We start from the raw sequence: 21,442 nt of genomic DNA on the forward strand, positions 1-21,442 counted from the left end.
GGCGCGTGGAACGAGCAGGCGAAGATGCGGACATGATGAACGTCCGTAACCGCTGGAGCACGCATCGGGTCTCGGTCGAGGCTAAGACCATGCCTCACATGGATGTGATTCGTCCGGTATGCGCTGAATTTAGTTGTGTTGCATGATGTTCGGTCGTGGTGGATGCGTTGTCACAGCGGTTGGTGCCGGACGAGTTGTGGGAATTGGTGGAGCCTCCGCTGCCGAAGTTTACGCCGCGTCCGCAGGGTGGCGGGGTGGTCCCGACCGACCAGCGGGCGGTGTTCACAGCTGTGGTGTATGTGCTGACCAGCGGTTGTGCATGGTGGATGCTGCCACCCTCGTTCGGGGTGAGCGTGCCCACGGTGCATCGCCGGTTCTCGGTGTGGACCGAGGCCGGGGTGTGGCGTCGGCTGCATCGGGCGGTGCTCGATGAGTTGGGTGGCCAGGGCTTGATCGACTGGTCGCGAGTGGTGGCCGGCGCAGCGAGTGTCCGGGCGAAAAAGGGGCGATCTGACCGGCCCGAACCCGACCGACCGCGGCAAGCCGGGGTCCAAGCAGCATATCTTGTCCGATCGGGCGGGAATCGCTCTGTCCGTGGCGGTTTCGGCTGCCAATGTCCACGACTCGCGGGCGTTGAAAGCCCTCGTCATGGCGATTCCGGCGGTGCGGTCCCGGCTGGGCCCCCGACGGCGCCGGCCGGGCACGTTGCACGCCGACAAAGCATATGACCAGCCCGAGTTGTGACTGTGGCTGCGTCGGTGAGGGTGTGGCAGTTCGTATCGCCCGCGAGGGAATCGAGTCCGCTGAACGACTCGGCCGCCACAGGTGGGTGATCGAACGGACGGTGTCATGGCTGACCGGCTACCACCGGCTCAATATCCGATACGACCGCAAGGGAATTCATTACCTGGGCTTCCCGACATTGGCTGCTGCGCTCACCTGATTCAAGAAGGTCGCGAAAGCGAAGAAATCCATTGTCCGTTCCGGTCGAACTTTGCGGGCGTCGAGTCGCTGACCTGCACCCGAAACGTTGTGCGGACGATTCAAACTGCCGAAGTGTTCGCACCTACTTTGCCGATTGTGGGGGGACTTCGGTGCCGGTCTCGACGAACGAACGACGACACGACATCGTCATTCGTCCCGGCACGGGGAACTCGAGTTACCGTCCCGAGCATGGACATCGCGCTCGACCCGCCCATGACGGTGGTGCTCCAATACGTCAATGCCTTCAACAACGGTGACTCGAAGGCGATGGCTGCGCTGTGCGCTGATCCGATGCAGATACTCGACGGAATGTCGCCGCATGTGTGGCAGGGACCGACAGCCAGCGAGGACTGGTGGAGGGACGTACGCAGGGAGGGCGAGCACGCCGGAGCCTCGAGCTACCACATTGCGCTCGGCGAGCCACAGCACGTCGACGTCACCGGCGACCACGCATATGTCGTTGTTCCCGCCACCATGACGGTCAATCTGCAGGGCAAGCAGGTAACGCAAACCGGCGCGCTCTTCACCGTCGCGCTCGGCAAGGCGGGGACACAGTGGCGGCTGACGGCCTGGGCTTGGGCAAAAGGCGCCTGACCGGTCGGCTCGACCATGTTCGCGGTTGGGTGTATCCGTCGACCTCTCACCCCGTAGGCCAGCTCGAACTCCCAGACCGGCGGCGACGGTGCACCGCCGCAGACCACGCTCAGGCTCAGCTCGAGCACCGGGTCTGCCCGCCAGAACCCTTCCACGTCTTCAGAACAAGAAATCTATATCCGAACTCTGCAACCACCCCGCAAACCAACCCCGAACTCCGCAACCTATACCCGAACAGAACATCCATGTAAGACGTGGTCTAAGTGTCGAGAGTGCTCTCCGCGGGAAATCGACCATGCGGATGCTCGCGGACTTCGGCAACGTCTCGTCGATCTCGCTGCCGACCGCGACGCGGCCTCGGCGAATTTTCACCGCCGTGTCGTCTAACTGTATGAGGTCTTGACGTTCGTGACGCCGGTAGGCAGGCAACTGGCTGGCGGCCGGTTTCCGGTGGCCGAATGGGTAGTTGTAGTGGATGTTCCAGATTTGCAGTGCCTGCTGGCGTTGCAGATCCGAGATCCATTCGTGGGCGTAGAGGAATTCCTCGGCCAGGATCCGGTTGTAGCGTTCGACTTTCCCGTTGTGGCGGGGCGTGTAGGGGGTGATCCGCTGGTGACGGGCGCCCAGCAGCGCTTTCGCGAAGTCGCGGGCTTTGTAGCAGGCGCCGTTGTCTGTGACGATCCGCTCGATCCGGGTGATGCCGTGCGCGGCGAAGAACGCGCCGACTCTGAAAGTGAAACCGATTGCGGTGACTGCTTTTTCGTCGGGCAGGGCTTCGGTGTAGGCCAGGCGCGAACAACCGTCGACCGCAGAGTGCAGGAACATGTGGCCGGGCCGGGTGCGCCGGTTCACCGCCCGGGTGGCCTTGTGCTGAGCTGAGCCTTTCCCATGCACCCGCCAGCCACCGCCGTCGGGGATGTGTCCGACACCCCGGCGCCCTCGGCGGCCAACTCGAGGGCGATCCGGCGCGCGGACCATTTACGGGCCCGCCGCAACTGCTCGATCCGGGCCACCACCCCGGCACCGGTGGCCGCCGGTGAACGATGCGGAGCGCTGGACCGGTCGAGTAAACCGAGCTCGCCGTGCCGACGAAACCTGTTGACCCACTTGCTCGCACATTGGCGTGAGATGCCCATCTCGGCAGCGACATGCGCGATCGGGTGGGTACGGCAGCGTCGCACGAGCCGGTGACGGCCTTCAATGGTCAGTGGGGCATTACGGTGAGAGACGGCGGTTCTTTCAGGCAGTGGCGGACGTGGTGTTGGCGCTTCACATCCTGCCGCCGAAAGAACCGCCCTCAGCTCACCCCACCCACGCCCGCGTCACCAACGTCACGACCCGCAACAGCTAGCGCGACCAAGCGCAGCACGGATGCTGCCGTTGACCGGGTGAGATTGGACCACAATGTATTTCGGCGGTGACTTCGGTGATACCGGGCCGATCCTGTGGTTCGGGGCTCGGTGGTGGCGGCGGACAAGCTGATGCGGTGCGCGCCAGGGTGCGTTCGACCGCCTCGCCAGGGTTGCTCTAGGTGTGCCCGCGATCGGCGAGCTGCAGCGGTCCGGCGCTCCCGCCGCAGTGCCTTCGGCGTAGACCCCGGCCCCGTCGCGGTACTCGATCTCCGCGCCCGGGTGAGGCGCAACCAACCCGTGAAAACTTCCACCGCCCGGTCCTCCAGAACCTCGATCGGGCGGCGGGTCTACATGTCACGGCACAGCGGCGAAGTCGGCGCTCGGGCGCAAGACGTCGGAGTTGTGCGGTGGCGCGGGCGGATAATGTGCCATTCGGCGAGGTAGGCATCACTACGGGACGATCCTGATCGAGCTGGTCTGTGCTACTCGAGCTCGGCAACCGTGAGATAACGATTGCGCCGCGAGAGCCGTGTAGACCCCTCCATCTCTAGTAGAGATGGCTAGTGATGCTTGACATAGCTACCGATTGTCGGCAGGATGGGCGAAGCCGGTCCAGGTGCACGACGGGCATGCGGTCCGCCGGTTCAGCTCGCTCGCTCGTTCGATCGGCGGCCCCCGGAGGTAACGGCACGCCGGTGGGTTCTTTGGTAGAGGAGGAGACACAATGTCAGCGGTCGTGGCCGACGCATTAGGGTTTCATGGCCATGGCACCGGGATGTGCTTTGTTGAGGCCTGCAAACAGTCGTACAACTTTACCATTGCGACAGCATGAGCGGCGGCGTCGCAAAGGATTCGGTGACCTGATCCATTGCCGTATCTCAAGAAATCGATATCGGATGCTCCTCTTCTTTTAAGTCTGCGAACTGAAGGAGTTGTATGGCGTTCTTGCAATAACAGGTATTGGTAGGGTGCGGGCGGTGCTCATATTGGGCGCCATCCCTTCTGTCGCGTTCAATCAATGCAATCAATGGGACCTGTCTGTGCTTCCCTGTACGCGTTTGGGTTCCGTCGTAATTGACTGCGAGTTCGAACTGAGTTCGGTGTGCTGCCGTAAGTATGGCTTCGGTGGACTCGGTGGACGATCAGTCGAGAGGAGAAATTTCAATGTCAGATCAGAAACCCGCAGCGGCGGATCAGGGGGCGGAGAAGCCGTTCACGATCATGTCCGCGGACTCGCACGTCGGACTTCCGCCCGAGGAATACCGCCCGTATCTGGATCCGCAGTATCGCGACGCTTTCGACAGCTACCTCGAAGACAATCTGGTTTTCCAAGGGATGTTTCGTAAGCTTGGCTACCCCTGGAGCCCGCAAGTCCTCGACGTGATCGACAAGGAGGGCGTTTACTGCTCGGGAGGCGTGGCCGGCTTCTATGACCCGCATCGTCGGCTGCGTGTCATGGAGCGCGACGGTCTGGTCGCGGAGATCCTTCACCCGGGTGGGCCTATGGCAATCACCCCCTGGGCCGACCCTGGTACTCGGCGCGTGTCCGAAGAACTTCGCGCGGCGGGAACCGCAGCCTACAACCGCTTTCTTGACGATTTCTGCAGCGCGGACCGCAAGCGACTGATCGGTGTGCCGTCGACCTATCCGTGGCCTGACATGGATGCCGCCGCGCGAACCGTGAAGTGGGCTGGCAAGCAGGGCATGGTCGGTGTGTATCCGGCTCGTTTCGCAGGCGCTCCAGACGATCTGCCGCCGATTTACGATCGCTCTTGGGACCCGTTCTTCAAGGCATGTAGTGATACTGGAGTCGCGGTCCATCTTCACGCCGGGAGTGGCAAGCCTCAGGGCTTCATGCTCACTCGCATCAAGACCGCGTTGGAGAAGGCCGGGCAAGGCCCTGATGCGCTTGCGCAGATCTTCGAGGGGATTTTTGACGAACGACGCCCGCTCTGGCAGATGATGTGGGCGGGGGTCTTCGATCGCTTCCCGGATCTTCGAGTCGTATTCGCCGAGATCCGCAGCCACTGGGTCCCGCCGACACTCGATGCGCTGACTCGCATCAACGACGAGGCCGGCGGTGTCCTCAAGCGCACACCATGGGAATATTGGGAGCGCAACTGCGCGGTGACGCCCACCTTCATGCGGGTGTCCGACCTCGAGGTCCGTCACCGGGTGGGCTTGGAGAAGACGATGTTCGGCAGCGACTATCCGCACGCGGAAAGCACCTGGCCGAATACGCTCGACTTCCTGCGGGTCGTACTCAACGACGTGCCCGAGCCCGATGCCCGCGCCATTCTCGGTGACAATGCGATCAATTTCTACGGCCTCGATCGTGTTTACCTCGAGAACCTTGCTCAGAAGTACTGCCCCAAGCCGTCGGAGCTTCTTGGCATGGCTCATGCCGTCGACCCGCAGCTGATCGAGCACTTCAACAATCGAAATGGGCTCAACAAGAAGGTCTCCTTCGAGGAGGAGAAGTTCAACGAGGTGGTGTTCAAGGACACCGAAGCTGCGCTCGGTATGCGATAGTCTACGGAACAGCTGACCCGATGGTCGTCGACACCAGATCGGTGCCGACGACCATCGTTTGCAAGTGTGCAATGCGGGCTTATTCGGTCCCTCGCGGGCGGAGTCATTGACTATTGATCCGAGCAGTACGCCGGCAAGACCGACTCGGCTGTGGCTGCTCACGATGTATAGCTGAGTATCGTCGGAAATCTTGAGAATGGCGTGTGTGGGACGATCATGCACAACGATCTGTTTGATCAGGCTACTCGGGTAGCGTTCAGCGAAGCCATCCCGGCGAATCGTAAACACCTCGTCGACGTTCTTCTCTGTGTCGGCCGGTAGTCAACTTGTCTGATGGAGACCTTGGACAGCGTTGGGCACCGCAGGTGCAAGCGACCAAAAGGAGTTCGGTTATGAGGTTCGTGCTCGTTCACGGGGGGTTCCATGGCGCGTGGTGCTGGGGTCGGACGATCTCGGAACTTCGTCAGCTCGGCCACGATGCCATCGCCATCGACCTCCCGGGGCATGGCGATCGGCGCGATCAGCGTTCGACGCTCTCCGATCGCAGGGACGCGATCGTAGAGGCAGTCGAGCCTGGTGATGTCCTGGTAGGTCACTCTTCCGGTGGTTATGACATCACAGTTGCGGCCGATGTGATTCCGGAGCTGTTGCGGCACCTGGTGTATCTGGCAGCAAGCTTGCCTCTCGAAGGACGGACTTTGCTGGAGGCCACGGGGGCGCTACGAGTGAAGAGGGCAATGGACAGGTCACGGACGTAATGACCAATGACACCGGGATTTCGACGTTCACGCGACCAAATGCCCAGGGTCGAATGGAATGCGTTGATTTCCCCGGCGCTTGGAAGTTCTTTTATAGTGACTGCGACGAGGTAACCGCACGGTCAGCGTACCGGCAACTGTGCCCGCAGCCAGTGGGTTTCCTGACTGAACCGGTGTCCATCCTGCGCTTCTGGTTGGCAGATTTGCCTCGGAGCTTTATCAGGTGCGATAAGGACAGAGCAGTTCCGGCAGCGATGGCCGCGCAGTTCATTGCGCGGCTCGGGGTCGATCCGCTGTCGATCGACTCGGGGCATGCTCCCTTTCTCAGCCGACCGCGGGAGCTCGCCGCGCTTCTGGTCGAAGCAACCACCACGAAGCCGATCGGACCGCTACGGCCACACGGGGCGTGGCCCGAAACACTTACACGGGCTCGTGATATACGTCGTGCGGAACTCCGCGGAGATGCTCGACGTAGTCGCTGATATGTCAGATTGTCGTTCCGCCCGGCTTCCAAGGGGCTGAGACACCGATGCGGAATTCGTCGAACGGCGGCCCTCGGCGAGCTCATCGGATGTTCCGAGGCGGAATGCTCCTCACGGCCAGGATATTTCGGAGGAAGCTGCGGGGAACCGCTGTGGGTGCAGTGTGGCTGGTGTAGCCCTCGGCGAGCATCCTCCGCAGCAGGGGACCCTCGTCGGCGACGAGTCGGACTAAGCGAAGCTCCGCGCACCGAGCCAGCGCCGGGGTAGCGACTTCCCATGCACGAGCTTGTTGTTGATTGTCGAAAAGCGCTGCTGCCCAGAGAAGCTCAGCGGATACACTGGCTCGATGGCGTTCTCGCCCGGCGATTGCGCCAGCCAGGCCTTCAGCGTATCGACATGCCGTCTCTGTTGCGGCAGAGTTCTTTTCGGATAGGAGAATGCGAATCGCGGTCTCCTGTTCGAGTTCTCGCGTCAGCTCACGTAGACCATCTGTGTCACAGTTGTCTACCGGATCCAGCGACCGAAGCAGTGCTGCCCTGTCGTCCGAATCTATCGTGAGCCCCAGTCGGACGCGTTCATTGAGAATACGGGCCGACAATCGCGGCAGGTTCAGAGTTTCGGCCAGCTTCGCGCCCTCGGAGAGCAGGCTTTCTGCGCCGATCAAATCACTGTTCAGCGCCTTGACACGGCTACCGACGCCATAAGCTGCAAGCATGAACTCGATCGACATCGCCTCCGGCCCAAAGTCGCTACCTTCCTCGAGGAGTTCTGCCGCGCCGGTGATGTCGTCGGCGAGATAGCGAAGGTATCCCAGCAATGAAGACGCCAGGCGGACACCGTGCGAGTGCGGTCCAATCGATCGTGCGAGAGCAAACGCAGTTCTCAGGTCGGACTCCGCGGCATCGAGATCGAGTAGTTCGAGCGCGGCAAGCGAGGACAGACAGTAGCTGTACACGACCCCGATGTGGCCCTTTTGCTGTGGTTGACGTGGAGCGGCCCATCGGTGCCAACGACGAGCTTGGCCAAAATCGAAGTCGTATAGGGCGACCATGGATGCAACGTTCGCTGCGGAGACTGCAAGGAAGGGGTCGAGTTGATCTTCCATTCGTTCTTCGACGACCTGGGGGACCGACTCGTACCGATCGGCGAAGAAGCTCGCCGAGGACCGAATGAGGCCGATCTCGACGCGCATGTCTGCGATCTCCAGATCGTCAAGGCCTCGCGGGGATTCGAGGATGAGTTCAGTGAGGTCGAGCGCGGTGTAGGTGGACGATAGTCGGTGCAACGCGAGGTTCGCCCATGCCACGTACAACTGCAAGCGAGGGTTCGCTGTTGAACAGGCCGACGGGAGTTTCTCGATGAGACCAAGCAAGGTCGTCATCTTCGATTGTCTAAGCAGATCCTGACCATGTGCGGTGATAACTTGCACGGCTCGTTCGCAATCCGGGACTGCAAGCGCATGGTCGACCGCGTCCAGGAGCATGTCGTGTTCGGAGTACCAGGAGCAGGCTCGTAGGTGCAACTCCTGGACTCGACGAGGTTCCTGGCGAGACAGCTTGTGTACCAATACGGCACAGAACAACCTGTGATAGCGGAACCATTCCGGGTCCTCATCTCGCTGTAAGAAAAGCCCGAGCCGTTCTATCTCCTCCAGAGTTTCCTGTCCATTCGATGTGCCGATCAGAGCGTCCGCCAGGCTGGCGCAGATTCGACGGGAGATCGACGTTGCCAGCAGGAAGTCGAGCATGTGGGGGTCGAGATGACCGAGCACATTCGTTGCGACGTAGTCATCGAGGGTGCGACTGATCGTCGGGAACTGTGTAATCGAGCGAGCTGGTTCGAGGGAGTTGTGGAGTGACAGGGAAACGAGTTGGAGCGCGGCCGCCCAGCCTTCGGTAGAGGCTCGGAGGCCGACGACGTCGGCGGCTGGCAACCGAAGCGCGTGGGTGTCGAGGAAGGTGTCGGTTTCGACGTCGTCGAATCGGAGGTCCTCGGTATCGATCTCGTTCAACTCGTCGCGCACACGCATTGTCGCTACAGGCAGCCCATCGGTATTGCGGCTGGTCACGATGACCTGAAGATGGTGACATGCCTGGTCGAGTAGGAACTCCATAGTGCGGACGACATGTGGATCCGTGACTTGATGCCAGTTGTCGATGACGACAGCCAGGCGCTCACCACGATGGTGTATTCCATCGATGAGCGTTGTGACAACGTAGCGGACCGCATTAGATGACGCCCGCTTCTCCAGGACGCCTCCCAACTGCTGCCCCAGGTTTGGCCGCGCTCGTTCGATAGCCTCGATGAGATGAGACAAGAACCAGACAACATCGTTGTCGTCCGCGTCGACCGTCAACCAGGCAACCGGAATGTGGTCGGCCTCCAAGGTGTGTGCCCACTGAACCGCCAAGGTGCTCTTGCCGAATCCAGCGGGGCCGTGGATGACGGTGAGCCTGCGTTCGCGGTGTGTCTCGAGTACGTGAAGTAGTCGTTTGCGGACTACCGGGGGCGAGGTCGACACTGGCGGACGGAATCTGGTGGCCGCTGTCGGCGGGGGAGTGACCGAACGGTGTCGACGGGCTTTTCCCGAAATCGGTGGGCGCGAGGCGAGCGGAGTCACTATGACTCGGGAACCGACCGATGTGAGTGTGTTTCTGAGTAGCTTTTGATAGATCTGCACCGACTCGGGCCGGTCTTCAGGGTTCAGCGCCATCGCCCATTCGATGGATTCGATTACGGTGACTGGAATGTCGGTCTCTCTGAGATCTGGAATCGGGTCGTTGCGCATGCGGAGAAACTGGGCGACTACGCTCTCGCCGGTTCGGCGTTCGAAGGCGGCGTGCCCGGTCAGCAAGCAGAAGAGCGTTGCGCCGAGGCTGTAGATGTCCGACTTTGCGTTAGGGCGCTGGCCGCTCAGTAGTTCAGGTGCAGTGAAGGAAGGCGTGCCTGCGACGTGGCCACGGGTGGTTTCGAATCCCTCCCCGATCCGGGCGATACCGAAGTCGGCGAGTTGGGGTTCGTCGTAGTCATCTACGAGAATGTTGGCGGGTTTTACGTCACGGTGGATGATGCCGATCCTGTGCGCGGCTGCTAACGCCCCAGCGATACGCTCACCGATCCGCGCGACTTCGTTCCAGGACAGTGGGCCAGATTCACGTAGCCGCTCTTCCAACGAGCCTCGAGAGTGGAACGGCATGACGATGTACGGGATTCCACGCGAGGTGACATCGGCCTGCAATATCTGAACGATGTTCGGATGTCCCGACAGCCGACCGAGGGCATGCTGTTCACGCACGAATCGTTCGCGATCCTCGGTAGCGACAGTTGCGGTAAGGACCTTGATGGCGACATTTCGATCGAGAGAGCTCTCGACACATCGGTAGACGATCCCGAAACCGCCCTGGCCGATCTGCTCCGCATCGAAGAAGCCGGCGGCCGCCAGTTCCGCGGGAATACCGCACTGCGTATCGCTTTGTGTGGCATCGGTATTGGGCATGACACAATCCTGCTAACGCGATCTGGTGTCGACCGTGACGCCGAGGGGGCTAGCCATGGATCACCTCGCAGGGCCAGGCTGGTCGGCGTGACCGGCATCGACCTGTCTTCGGTGGATTTCGGCGTCGAAGTCGCTCTCGACATGGACGAACAGGGGAGTGAATTCGACCGCGAGCAGTCCGAGCAAGCTGAAGCGGCTGAGGTCGATCGTTGCCCCCTGGGCGTGGATTGCTTTGCGGCAATCCGGTGTCGACGAGGCGACATGTGAGTGCTTCGTGGTCGACGTGTCCTTGGAGGACCATCGGGGGGTGCGTGAGAATATGTTCATGGACAGACCAACTATCGACTACCTGCGAGATGGGGGAATCCGGTGTCGTCGACATCGACGACGGTGAATCGCGAAGACACCGGATTCCCTTACCGCCGGCTGGGTGGCGGTCTCACCGGGGTCCGAAAGGGGTGGTCGGACCCCGACCATTGGATTCGGGGTAGGTCGAATCCAATAGGTCTGTTTGGAGTTACGGAGTAATGACCGGCGAAGTCGAACAGTCATGCCCGAGATCTCGGAAGATGTACTTGCGCCAGACCGGCCATACACCAGTCTGGCTGCTAGCCTGCAGACGAAGCCGACCACCGTAGGTACTAGCCCTGCCGCCAAGACATGCCAGGCCGGGAAGGTCAGTGCGATGATGATGGCGACAAATACGTAGATTGTGAGCGCATAAAGCTCGATCACAGTCCTTATCGATGCATGGCCTATGGGTGTCGAACTGGCTTCGGTCGTATTGAAGCCCGAGATGGGCGCCGCCCTGGCAGCACGCTTCTCCATTGGCCTGCCTTTCGACTGCACGGACGTCGGGTGTCCGAGCTGACAACACGAACCGGTGCGTACCGCCCTCGCTGAACCCTCATCATGTCGTAGAGCTAGCTACACTTGTCATGACTACTTATACTAGATTTCTGGTAGATAGATATACACCACCCTTGTGCGGATGGCAAGGTGTCGGTCGGTTCATTGATGAGACGGAGGTACCGGCGGTTATGCAGAAGATGTATGCGGGCCCTCGCCTGCGAGCTCTGCGCGAGCAGCGAGGTCTGTCCCAGTCGGGGCTGGCTCGGGCGCTAGGGATCTCAGTCAGCTATGTCAACCAACTCGAACACGACCAGCGCCCACTGACAGTGCAAGTGCTGCTGCGGCTCAACACCAGCTTCGCGCTCGACATGTGTTACTTCGCACGTGACACTGACGCCAGGTTGATTGCTGACCTTCACGACGTCTTCGCTGAGGATCCGGAGGGGGCGGCGATCAGTCCTGCGGAAATCGATGATTTGGTAGCCCGTATGCCAATCGCTGCCCGCATGCTCGTCGGCCTGCACCGGCGTGCGCATGGGGCCCTTGAACAGCTCGAGCGGGCGTCGGAGGGGACCGACAGTTCCGCAACCGAATCGCCCATTGCTCGACCGTATGAGGATGTGCGGGACTACTTCTATGACCGGCGGAATCACGTAGCCGAGCTCGACGCCGCAGCAGAAGAGCTTTTTGGCAGCAATCGGTTGACACTCGGCGGCCTCGATCTGCAGCTCACGCGGATCTTAAGAGAGCAGCACGACATTGCCGTCGTCATCCGTAACTACGATCCGCTCAAGCCTGGGCCGAAACGGCGTTACGACCCGAAATCGCGGGTACTGACTCTGGCCCGTCGGCTCTCGCACGGCCAGCGCGCGTTCCAGCTAGCTGCTCAGCTCGCGTTCCTCACGCAGACCGAGACCATGGCCAGGCTGATCGACTCTGCTGAGGGGATGCCTGATCTGTCCCGTGGCGTGCTACGCATTGGCCTCGCCAACTACTTCGCCGGTGCTCTCGTCTTGCCCTACACACTGTTCCACGCGAATGCGGAGGCACTACGCTACGACATTGAGCTGCTGGCAGCGAAGTTCGAAGTGGGTTTCGAAACCGTTTGCCACCGTCTCTCCACCCTCCAGCGTCCGGAGCAGCGTGGAGTGCCGTTTTGCTTCGTACGCACGGATCGTGCTGGCAACATCTCGAAACGCCAGTCCGCCACTGCTTTTCACTTCTCGCAAGTTGGCGGGAGTTGCCCACTGTGGGTTGTGCACGAGGCATTCTCCGCCCCCGGCTGCATCCGCACTCAGATTGCGCAGATGCCCGACGGACGCACCTACCTGTGGCTCGCACGAACCACTGATGAAAACACTCCGGGCTATTTGGCTCCCAAGCGTGATTTTGCGGTCGGCCTGGGCTGTGACCTGACCTATGCTGAAAAGATCGTCTATTCTCACGGTCTGCCGATCAATGACCCGAGAACCGCGGTCCTCATCGGTGCCGGGTGCAAGGTCTGCGATCGTCGGGATTGCGCTCAACGCGCGTTCCCGCAGATTGGGGCGCCGGTTCACGTCGACGACAACCAAGCTCTTACTGTTCCCTATGGGGCATAGGCTTTTACCGTTGTCGGAGGTGAGGCTGACCGGATGCGTTCGTGTCCACTTCTGTTCAGGATTTACGGTCAGCAGATCGTATCGCATATCAGACTGGGCTGATGTTCAGTGACCGCCGGGTTGGGCACGGTCAATGCTGTGGCGTCGACCGGAGGCAACGCCACAGCACATGGAAGATTGGCAGCTCGACCGCCTATGATGAGATCTTGATGACGTGGTCCAAGGGCCCAGTCATGTTTGCTGTCGGCCTGATCGAACTGATCATTGTTGCGTCTCGTTCCTGTCCGTTTCTTCTTCATCGGCATCCCGGCGAGGGTAGGTGCGCTGAGAATCTACCGCGAAGATATCCGTGATCTGACAGATCTCGGGCGGCATCCGTCCTTCGTCGAAATGCTCGACTCCAGGGACAACCAGTGCCGTTGCGCCGGAGTCCTTTACGGCTCTCAGCAGCTTTTCGATGGGATGCGAGGTTCGGTCGCTGAAGGCAACGATCTTGCCGAGTTCCAGCCCCATAAGGCGGGCGTGATGTCGTATGTGGTACTCGTCCCAACGCTGCTTGTATCTGCTGACATCGGATCTCAGGTAGCCGAGTGCGCGTTGCCTAGCCATCTTGATCGCCTTCCTTCGCCTGGTTCGGGGAGGTCGCGAAAATGCCTTCTGGGGGAGGGAGAGTCATTAGTGGTCGTTGGTGCTGACATCGGGGTAGGCGACGTGCAGGTGGCGCGTCGGCGATCGATTGATTCGGTGGGCCTTCAGGTTCGACGTGAACCTCGGCTTGTGCAATTACCGGCAGGTTCGAGGCCCCATACAGCCGGATGCTGTGGATCTCGGTGTTTGCGGGGCAGAAGGTGGGGCGGGCCGATCAACTCTGGCTGCGGGTTCTGTCACACCCTCGGTCCCGCCCCCGGGGCTGTCAGGCAACGGAACGTTGTGGTACGCCAACGTATTCGCTGAGCGGCCGGATCAAGGCATTGGATCCACTCTGTTCGATGATGTGGGCTGTCCAGCCGGTGATGCGGCTCATGACGAAGATTGGGGTGAACACCTCGATATCGAAACCGAGCAGGTAATAGGCTGGGCCGGTAGGGAAATCGAGGTTTGGCTTGATACCCGTCGAATCATTCATGGTGTTCTCGAGAATCTGGTACATGCGTACCCACTTCTGTCCGCCGGTAGCTGCAGCGATGTCCAGGAACGCTTTCTTCATGGTCGGCACCCGAGAGTCACCATTCTTGTAGACCCGGTGGCCGAAGCCCATGATCTTTTCCTTGTTCGCCAATTTGCTGTGCATCCACTCCTCTGCCAGCGCTGGATCATTGATCTCGAGCATGTTGTGCATGACGGCTTCGTTGGCGCCGCCGTGCAGCGGCCCTTTGAGCGCACCGATGGCGGCGGTGACGGCGCTGTAGATGTCCGATAACGTTGAGGTGACTACTCGGGCGGCGAAAGTGGACGCATTGAAGCTGTGCTCGGCATACAGGATCAGCGATACCTCGAATGCTTTGACCAGCTCGGGTGCCGGCACCTCGCCGAAGCACATACCCAAGAAGTTCTCGGCGAACCCAAGATTCATACTCGGTGCTATGGGATCCAGGCCGTGGCGGCGTCGGTGGTCGGCGGCCACGATGGTCGGGAGCACCGCCATCATGCGTATTGCCTTGGTCCGATTAGCTTTCGGCGAGTTGTCGTCTTCGAGCGGGTCTTCCGCGCCGATATAGCTGATCGCCGTGCGCACCACGTCCATCGGATGGCAGTTCTCGGGCAGCTTCGCGACCAGTGACAAGAGGGAGCGATCAGCACTCCGGCTCGCGCGTTCTCGCTGGCAGAATCGGTCGAGTTCGGCGGCGGTCGGCAGTTCGCCGTGCCACAGCAGGTAGGCGACCTGCTCGAAGCTGCAGCTGGCGGCCAGATCTTGCACCGCGTAGCCGCGATAGGTCAGTGAGTTGGTTTCCGGCACCACCTTGGAGATCGCGGTGGTGTCGACGACGACGCCGGCGAGACCCTTGTAGACGGTCGGTATCGCAGTCTCCGCCATTACTGGTTCCTTCCCAGGGTGAAATTGAAGATGTCGGAATCGAATTCGTTGTAACGCTCGTACTGCAGGAGCTCGTAGAGGCGGCTGCGCTGCTGCATACGGCCCAGCAAGGTGGACTGGGTGCCGGTCGCCGCGATCTCTCGCAGCCCGGTCTCAGTGGCGTACATCGCGAGCCGAAGGGTGGTCACTGGGTAGATGACCGCGTCGTAGCCGATCGACTCCAACGTCTGCGCCGGTATCAGCTCGGATTTGCCGAACTCGGTCATGTTGGCCAGCAGAGGAATCGACACTGCACCGCGGAACTTCTCGAAATCAGCCGCCGTGTCGAGCGCCTCCGTGAAAATGAGGTCTGCACCCGCGTCGACATAGGCCTTGGCGCGTTCGATGGCTGCGTCGATTCCCTCGATCCCGGCTGCATCGGTGCGCGCGCAGATCACGAAATTCGGGTCACGTCGTGCGGATACGGCTGCGCGCAACCGTCGCACCATCTCCGCGGTCGGCACCACCGCCTTGCCGTCCAGATGGCCGCACCGTTTCGGGTTGACCTGATCTTCGAGATGACAGCCGGCGATACCTGCATCCTCGAGGACGCTTACTGTGCGGGCGGCGCTCATGGGTTCACCGAAGCCGGTGTCAGCATCGATGAGGACAGGTAAATCGGTGACGCTGGCGATCTGCTGGCCGCGTCCAGCAACCTCGGATAAGGTGGTGAGCCCGATGTCGGGCAACCCCAGGTCGGCCGACAGCACCGCGCCGGAAACGTAGACGCCTTCGAAACCGATCTCCTGAATCAGCTTGGCCACCAAAGGGTTGAATGCGCCGGGGAACCGCTGAATCGTGCCGGAGTTCAGGCCGGCTTTGAGCGCGGCACGCTTGTCTGCGGCAGAGGTGGCGGCAGCGATGAGACCGGTCATCAGAAGAGCCCCCTCGGAGACTTCGGCGCGCGGGCAAGCACTTCATCTGGGACCGAGAAACAGAGCTGGGAAAGCTCTCCGGCTGCAAGCTCTCGCGTGTTCTGCACGGCCTCCAGGAAGCGGTCCTGCTCGGCCGGCACGATCACGTCTTCTGCCAGGGTGCGGAACTTCTCGACATATTGTGGGCGAGCGAACGGCCGAGCACCGTATGGATTGGCGTCCGCGATTGCCAGCTCGTCCACGATGACCTCCCCATTCTCGAGGGTGACTTCTGCGCGCGCGCCGAACGCCCTCTCATTCGGATCCAAGGCGTGGTAGCGACGAGTCCATTCAGGGTCCTCGGTAGTGGAGATCTTGTTCCACAACGCGATCGTCTCGGGGCGCTGCGCGCGTTCGGGTGCGTATGAGCGTTCGTGATGCCAAGCACCGTCTTCCAGCGCGACCGCGAAGACATACATGACCGAATGATCAAGCGTTTCGCGCGAGGCCTTGGGATCGAACTTCTGCGGGTCGTTGGAGCCGGTGCCAATCACCACATGAGTGTGGTGGCTGGTGTGCAGGACGATGGACTGGACCTGTGTCAGGTCGCCGATGCGTTTGCGCATGCGGCGAGCCAGGTCGATCGGCGCTTGACTCTGGTACTCGGCCGAGTGCTCCTTGGTGTAGGAGTCCAGGATTGCTCGTTTTGCCTCGCCCGGGCTGGGCAATGAGACCGAGTACTCCGCGTCGGGGCCACCCAGCAGCCAGGCGATAACGCCGTCCTCACCCTCCCAGATCGGGGAAGGCGCACCCTCGCCCCGCATCGCGCGATCGACGGCTTCGACGGCCATCTTCCCAGCGAAGGCCGGGGCGTAGGCCTTCCAACTGGAGATCTTGCCCTTGCGGGACTGGCGAGTGGCGGTGGTGGTGTGCAGTGCCTGGCCGATGGCCTGGTAGATGGTCTCGGTGTCCAACCCCAGAAGGGTGCCGATTCCCGCGGCGGCAGAGGGGCCGAGGTGGGCCACATGGTCGATCTTGTGCTCGTGCAAGCAGATCGCGCGCGCGAGATCGATTTGAACTTCGTAACCTGTTGCGATACCGCGGATCAGGTCGCGCCCGGTGCGCCCGGTGTGCTGGGCGACAGCCAGGATCGGCGGGATGTTGTCGCCCGGATGCGAGTACTCTGCGCCGAGGAATGTGTCGTGAAAGTCCAACTCGCGCACCGCGACGCCGTTGGCCCATGCAGCCCACTCAGGAGAGTAGGAACCGTTGAGACCAAAGACCGCCGCACCTTGGTCGTAGGGATGGGCGATTGCCTGGGCACGCGCGTTGGCGACGGGGCGACGGACCAACGAGGCTGCAGCGACCGCGGCGTTGTCGATGATCCTGTTGACGATCATCTCTTCGGTGTCGGCGGCGACTTCCGCACTGTCGGTGGCGACTTCGGCTATCCGCCAGGCAAGGTGTTCTTCGCGAGGGAATTCCTCCGCGGAACGATGGGTGCGAACGATATGGTTCTTCACAGTTCGGTGGCCTCCAGACGTGTTTTCACCGGATAATTCGGACGTTACACAGAATGAATTGGAGACGGTACCTGTTGCAAAAGTGTAATTTTGTGGAAGCTCACTTGCGAATTTGACAAGGTGGGCGGAAAGTTGGGTTTGTATCCCTGAATCGCGTGCAGGGCGGTGGTGTTGATCGGATGCCTAGTTCCGCGTCAGACCGTGTCGCCCCCAGGAATGTGACATATTGCATAGCTTGAGATTCTCTGGCGTGCTCCGCATTTCGGATCGTTTTCGTATGCGAGTGATTACCAGTGTCAGCGCCGCTCACAGTCCGGATGATCCCTGACCGACACCGGGGTGGAGCGCGCATCGAGGGCGCCGACAGTCTTCAACGGTAGCCGTCCATCCGCTCGGATCGCCGTGGTCCGGCCGACCGTGGGTCTTCCTCCTCCAGCTGGAGGTGGGCAAGTCGGACAATGGTTGCGGTGCTGGTCGGCGTAGCGGTCGAGCAGCGAGGGAAGCTCGGAGGTGGTAGTCGTTTCGCCGAGCCCGAGGAAGATGCTGTGACGCGCACGCGCTGGAGCTGACGGCGCACAGTGCCGGTGCCGAATTCAGTACCCAGCTGCTGACACGAGCCAAGGAATACGATGTCGAAGTGCCAATTCCGGCAGCGGCTGATCCCGAAAGCATATGCGATGCTTTGCGGTCAAAGGCTTTCGTGATGGCCCCGGTCCACGATCCAGGCCGCGATCTGAGCACGGGAAGTGAAGCCGAGTTTGGTCAGAATCTTTTCGACATGGTGCTCTGCGGTGCGTTGCGAGATCACCAATTTTGCTGCGATTTGCTTGTTCGTAAGCCCTTTGGCGACAAACTCGGCGACCTGCCGTTCGCGGTCGGTCAACTCCATCCCTGAAGCGTGGGGGGTGGCATTTTCCGGCTCTCCCAATGCGTAGGCCACCGCAGCGTTCATTCCCATGGCCTGACCGCGCTTGAACATCGCATCGAATCGTTGGTTACCGAGCTTGCGACGCACCATGTGCTCGCATTCGTCGTGTGCGTCGGATAGCTCGGGGAAGAAAATCGAAACGCCGGAGGTGGACCGGAGCAGATTTTCTGCGGCACCCATCAGAACGGCTGCGCGCTCACTATCATGATCGGCGGTGGTCCAGGCCAGCCCCTCGATATCGAACGCCGCGATCATCGGGCTGCGCACGCGCCGATTGACTCGTAGCGATTTCTGCAGTAATTCTTGTGCGTGTGGTTGCTGGCCTTGTTGCCACGCGGCGATTCCCATTCCCCACAGCGCACGCGACCGAAGCAGAGATTCGCCACTCTCTTCGGTGATGGCGAGCATTTGCTCGTGACACTCGATCGCCCGCTGGGTATCGCCCTGCGATGCGTACGCCCAACCCAGCAACATCAGCACAGCAACGTGGAAATATCCCTTTCTGTTCGAGCTGAACACCTCGACCGCTCGCTCGAAGGAAGATACTGCCCGCGCAGGTTCGTCTCTATACAGCGCCAAGGAGCCGTCGGCCCAGGCAACCAGCGCCTGGTTCATAGGAGTGCGATCCTGTTCTGCCAGAGCGCGCGCCTGCTCCAGTAGGGCCTCGGCCAACGAAAAGTCTCGCTGCATCGTGGCCAGGACAATGCCGGCATGAAGCGCCCTGATGCGGTCGGGAATCGAACGAACGGTGGGATGGGCCAGGGCGCGGGCGATCCAGCGCCGACCTTCACCATGCATACCGCGGTAGCTCCAGAACATCCACAGCGCCGCGGTGGTGCGCAGCCCAGCTTCGCCCGAGGTTGCGCTGTCGTCGGAGGTGTAGAACTCGAGCGCCTCCCGCAGATTCGGTTGCTCACGCTCGAGACGGGCCAGCAGGTCAGGCTGTCGGTCGCTTATCCACCCGGCCTCGGCATCCAGCGCCAACCGCTGGTACCAGTCACTGAACCGACGGCGCAGATCCAGATCTTCGCCGGACTCGTTCAGCTGTTCGCGACCGTATTCTCGCAGCGTCTCGAGCATACGGAATCGCACCACGCCATCAGATTCCTCCCGGTTCACGATCGATTTATCCACCAAGGACGACAACGCGTCCAGGAGGCTCTCCGGCGCTAACTCGGCACCGCAGATCTGTTCGGCGGCATCGAGTTCGAAACCGCCGGCGAACACCGACAACCGGGCCCACAGTCGCTGCTCGACCGTGGTGCACAATTGGTAACTCCAGTCGATGCACCACCGCAGCGTCTGCTGCCGCTGCGGCGCCGTGCGGCTACTGTGGGTCAGCAGGGTGTACCGGTCGGTCAGCCGCGCCAGGATTTGCTGTGGTGACATCGTGCGCATCCGCGCCGCTGCCAGCTCAATCGCCAGCGGCAATCCGTCCAACCGGGCGCAGACCCCGGCCACCGCGGCTTTGTTGTCCGCAGTGACCTCGAAGCCCGGAACCACCGCCGCGGCGCGCTCGGCGAACAAGGTTACCGCGTCGTATTGGGGCAGCCCCCGCAGCGTGGGCTCACCGTCGGAGCTCGGAACGGACAGCGGTAATACCCGCAACACCGCTTCCCCAGCAATATCCAGCGGCTCGCGGCTGGTGAGGAGAATCCGCAGGTCCGCACACGCCACCAACAATGTCTCGACCAATCTCGCCAACGCCTCGACAACCTGCTCGCCATTGTCCAAAACCAGCAACGCTTCCCGGGAACGTAGGAAGTTGACCAGCACCTGCGGCATCGGCTGGGCCGAATCGCCCCGCAAGCCCAGCGAGGCAGCCACGACGTCTACCAGCAGTGTCGGGTCGCGCACGTCGGCCAGTTCGATCACCCGTACCCCATCGGCGAAACCTGATCGAGCATTCGACGCCGCCCGCAACGCCAGCCGGGTTTTGCCGACACCACCGATTCCGGTCAATGTCACCAGCCGCGTCACCGACAGCAGGTTCTTGATCTCGGATGTCTCAGCGCGGCGGTTGACGAAACTCGTCAACTCGAGCGGCAACTCACCCGTACTTCGGTAAGCCTCCATTTGTTGCGAGGGGGGCGACTCCCCCCTCGCGGGAGTACGGCCAGGCAACCCTGGTGCCGCAGTCGGTGTGCCATACACGGCCATCTCACCGACCTGATATCCGTGGTTCCGCTGGACCTGGCGGATCGTCTCGCCCAACCTCGCCGCCGACGGCCTCTGCTGCGGATCCCGGTTCATCGCCGCTCTCACGACCGCCGCCACATCGTCGGTAATACCGCCCTGCCGCAGGTCCGGCGTGGGCTGGCTGGTGATCCGCAAAAACTGTGCAACCACCTCCTCACCGCTGTGACGCTCGAACGCCGCATGTCCGGTCAGCGCACAGAATAGAGTCGCACCCAGCCCGTACACATCTGCTGCCGGTGTCGCGGTCCCGCCACTGAGCACCTCCGGGGCGGTGAATGCTGGAGAACCCGTCAGGATGCCCGTGGCCGTCTGGAACCCTCCTGCGATACGCGCGATACCGAAATCGGTTAATGCAGGTTCCCCGTAGTCGGTGAGCAGAATGTTTCCCGGTTTCACATCGCGATGCACGATCCCGAGTCGGTGCGCGCTCTCGAGCGCACCGGCGATCTTCACCCCGACCCAGAGCACCGTCTCGGTCGGTACCGGCCCTTGTCGGCGGATCCAAGCATCGAGTGAATCCAAGGGGTGATACGGCATTACCAGATATGGTCGCCCGACGGCCGTGACACCCACCTGCAGCACCATGACGATGTTCGGATGCCCAGTCAGCCGCCCCATCGCTTGTTGTTCGCGGAAGAATCGCTCCTGGTTGTCGGCATCCAGTTCTGCAGTCAGCACCTTCACGGCGACCGTGCGGTCCAGCGCTACTTGCGTGCACCGGTAGACGACACCGAAACCCCCTCGGCCGATCTCCTTCGCATCCTCGAGCCCGGCCGCACTCAACTCCGTCGCGACGGGCATATTCACGTCGCGGCGGGTTTCCAGCGGATCCTCGTCGACCATCACATGCACGCGATCCGCTGGGCACGTGCACGGTCACCGGGCACCATGCGCTCACCTTCCGACAACGCCAGCGTATCGCCAACCACGGTGCTAGGGCTGTCGGTTCGAGCTGCAAGCTATCGACGTCCGACCGAAGGGGTCGTAGACTTTCAGGCCGTCTCGCAGGTGGGTAGCAACGGCGGGCAAGACTTGGTGACCGACCCGTGGTTCTGGCGACACTGATCTCCTTGGACTTCTCCAGATCGACAAAACACAGTCATTGGCCGAGATCTGCTCGACTGAATTCGCGGCCTGCGGAACAGTTATCTGAACTCGGTTTTCTTTAATTGCTAACAATCTGGTCCTATCTATGTCGGCCTTATCTGCCGCC

At 61.4% G+C, this 21,442-nt stretch carries 11 protein-coding genes and 2 pseudogenes; 6 read left to right on the forward strand and 7 right to left on the reverse strand.

From position 1 onward, the window contains the following. The first annotated feature begins 167 nt into the window (after positions 1-167). Both ON40_RS51150 and ON40_RS09755 read left to right on the forward strand, forming a co-directional pair. Positions 168-943, forward strand: a pseudogene (locus tag ON40_RS51150) (IS5 family transposase). 230 nt (positions 944-1,173) lie between these two features. After that, on the forward strand, positions 1,174-1,578 hold the full coding sequence (locus ON40_RS09755; protein ID WP_040820704.1) for a nuclear transport factor 2 family protein: 405 nt from the start codon (positions 1,174-1,176) through the stop codon (positions 1,576-1,578). Between the two features lie 383 nt (positions 1,579-1,961). On the opposite strand, the pseudogene ON40_RS09760 reads toward ON40_RS09755, so the two are convergent. Then, a pseudogene (locus ON40_RS09760) lies at positions 1,962-2,825 on the reverse strand (integrase core domain-containing protein). A gap of 1,269 nt (positions 2,826-4,094) precedes the next feature. Here ON40_RS09760 and ON40_RS09765 point away from each other — a divergent pair. Both ON40_RS09765 and ON40_RS55750 read left to right on the forward strand, forming a co-directional pair. Continuing rightward, positions 4,095-5,462 carry an amidohydrolase family protein gene (locus tag ON40_RS09765; protein WP_157186247.1) on the forward strand — a complete coding sequence of 456 codons (1,368 nt, stop codon included), beginning with the start codon at positions 4,095-4,097 and terminating at the stop codon, positions 5,460-5,462. Between the two features lie 392 nt (positions 5,463-5,854). Next, complete coding sequence (locus ON40_RS55750; RefSeq protein WP_063712971.1) at positions 5,855-6,220, forward strand: alpha/beta fold hydrolase; 366 nt, start codon at positions 5,855-5,857, stop codon at positions 6,218-6,220. 564 nt (positions 6,221-6,784) lie between these two features. On the opposite strand, the gene ON40_RS09775 is transcribed toward ON40_RS55750, so the two are convergent. Next, positions 6,785-10,198 carry a serine/threonine-protein kinase gene (locus tag ON40_RS09775; RefSeq protein ID WP_083895518.1) on the reverse strand — a complete coding sequence of 1,138 codons (3,414 nt, stop codon included), beginning with the start codon at positions 10,196-10,198 and terminating at the stop codon, positions 6,785-6,787. An 87-nt stretch (positions 10,199-10,285) separates the two neighbouring features. Between ON40_RS09775 and ON40_RS51750 the strand changes: the two genes are divergently transcribed. Beyond that, on the forward strand, positions 10,286-10,465 hold the full coding sequence (locus ON40_RS51750; RefSeq protein ID WP_157186248.1) for a hypothetical protein: 180 nt from the start codon (positions 10,286-10,288) through the stop codon (positions 10,463-10,465). A gap of 773 nt (positions 10,466-11,238) precedes the next feature. Then, positions 11,239-12,651, forward strand: coding sequence for a short-chain fatty acyl-CoA regulator family protein (locus ON40_RS09785; protein ID WP_040820709.1), 1,413 nt, complete (start codon positions 11,239-11,241; stop codon positions 12,649-12,651). Positions 12,652-12,912: 261 nt separating this feature from the next. Here ON40_RS09785 and ON40_RS09790 read toward each other — a convergent pair whose 3' ends face one another. The 5 genes from ON40_RS09790 to ON40_RS09810 all read right to left on the reverse strand — a co-directional run bounded on the left by ON40_RS09790 (position 12,913) and on the right by ON40_RS09810 (position 21,072). Then, positions 12,913-13,260: a hypothetical protein gene (locus ON40_RS09790; protein WP_040820711.1), complete on the reverse strand. Its 348-nt coding sequence runs from the start codon at positions 13,258-13,260 to the stop codon at positions 12,913-12,915. A gap of 304 nt (positions 13,261-13,564) precedes the next feature. Beyond that, positions 13,565-14,686 carry a bifunctional 2-methylcitrate synthase/citrate synthase gene (locus tag ON40_RS09795; RefSeq protein WP_040820713.1) on the reverse strand — a complete coding sequence of 374 codons (1,122 nt, stop codon included), beginning with the start codon at positions 14,684-14,686 and terminating at the stop codon, positions 13,565-13,567. After that, positions 14,686-15,600 (reverse strand): methylisocitrate lyase, encoded by a 915-nt coding sequence (gene prpB / locus ON40_RS09800; protein ID WP_040820715.1) that lies wholly within the window; start codon positions 15,598-15,600, stop codon positions 14,686-14,688. The genes ON40_RS09795 and prpB overlap by 1 nt, the downstream gene beginning before the upstream one ends. Beyond that, positions 15,600-17,102 carry a 2-methylcitrate dehydratase PrpD gene (gene prpD, locus ON40_RS09805; RefSeq protein WP_040820716.1) on the reverse strand — a complete coding sequence of 501 codons (1,503 nt, stop codon included), beginning with the start codon at positions 17,100-17,102 and terminating at the stop codon, positions 15,600-15,602. The genes prpB and prpD overlap by 1 nt, the downstream gene beginning before the upstream one ends. A gap of 688 nt (positions 17,103-17,790) precedes the next feature. Continuing rightward, on the reverse strand, positions 17,791-21,072 hold the full coding sequence (locus ON40_RS09810; RefSeq protein WP_040820718.1) for a protein kinase domain-containing protein: 3,282 nt from the start codon (positions 21,070-21,072) through the stop codon (positions 17,791-17,793). Positions 21,073-21,442: the final 370 nt, after the last annotated feature.

It is taken from the genome of Nocardia jiangxiensis NBRC 101359 (genome assembly GCF_000308615.1).
In the GTDB taxonomy this organism is placed as follows: Bacteria; Actinomycetota; Actinomycetes; order Mycobacteriales; family Mycobacteriaceae; genus Nocardia; species Nocardia jiangxiensis.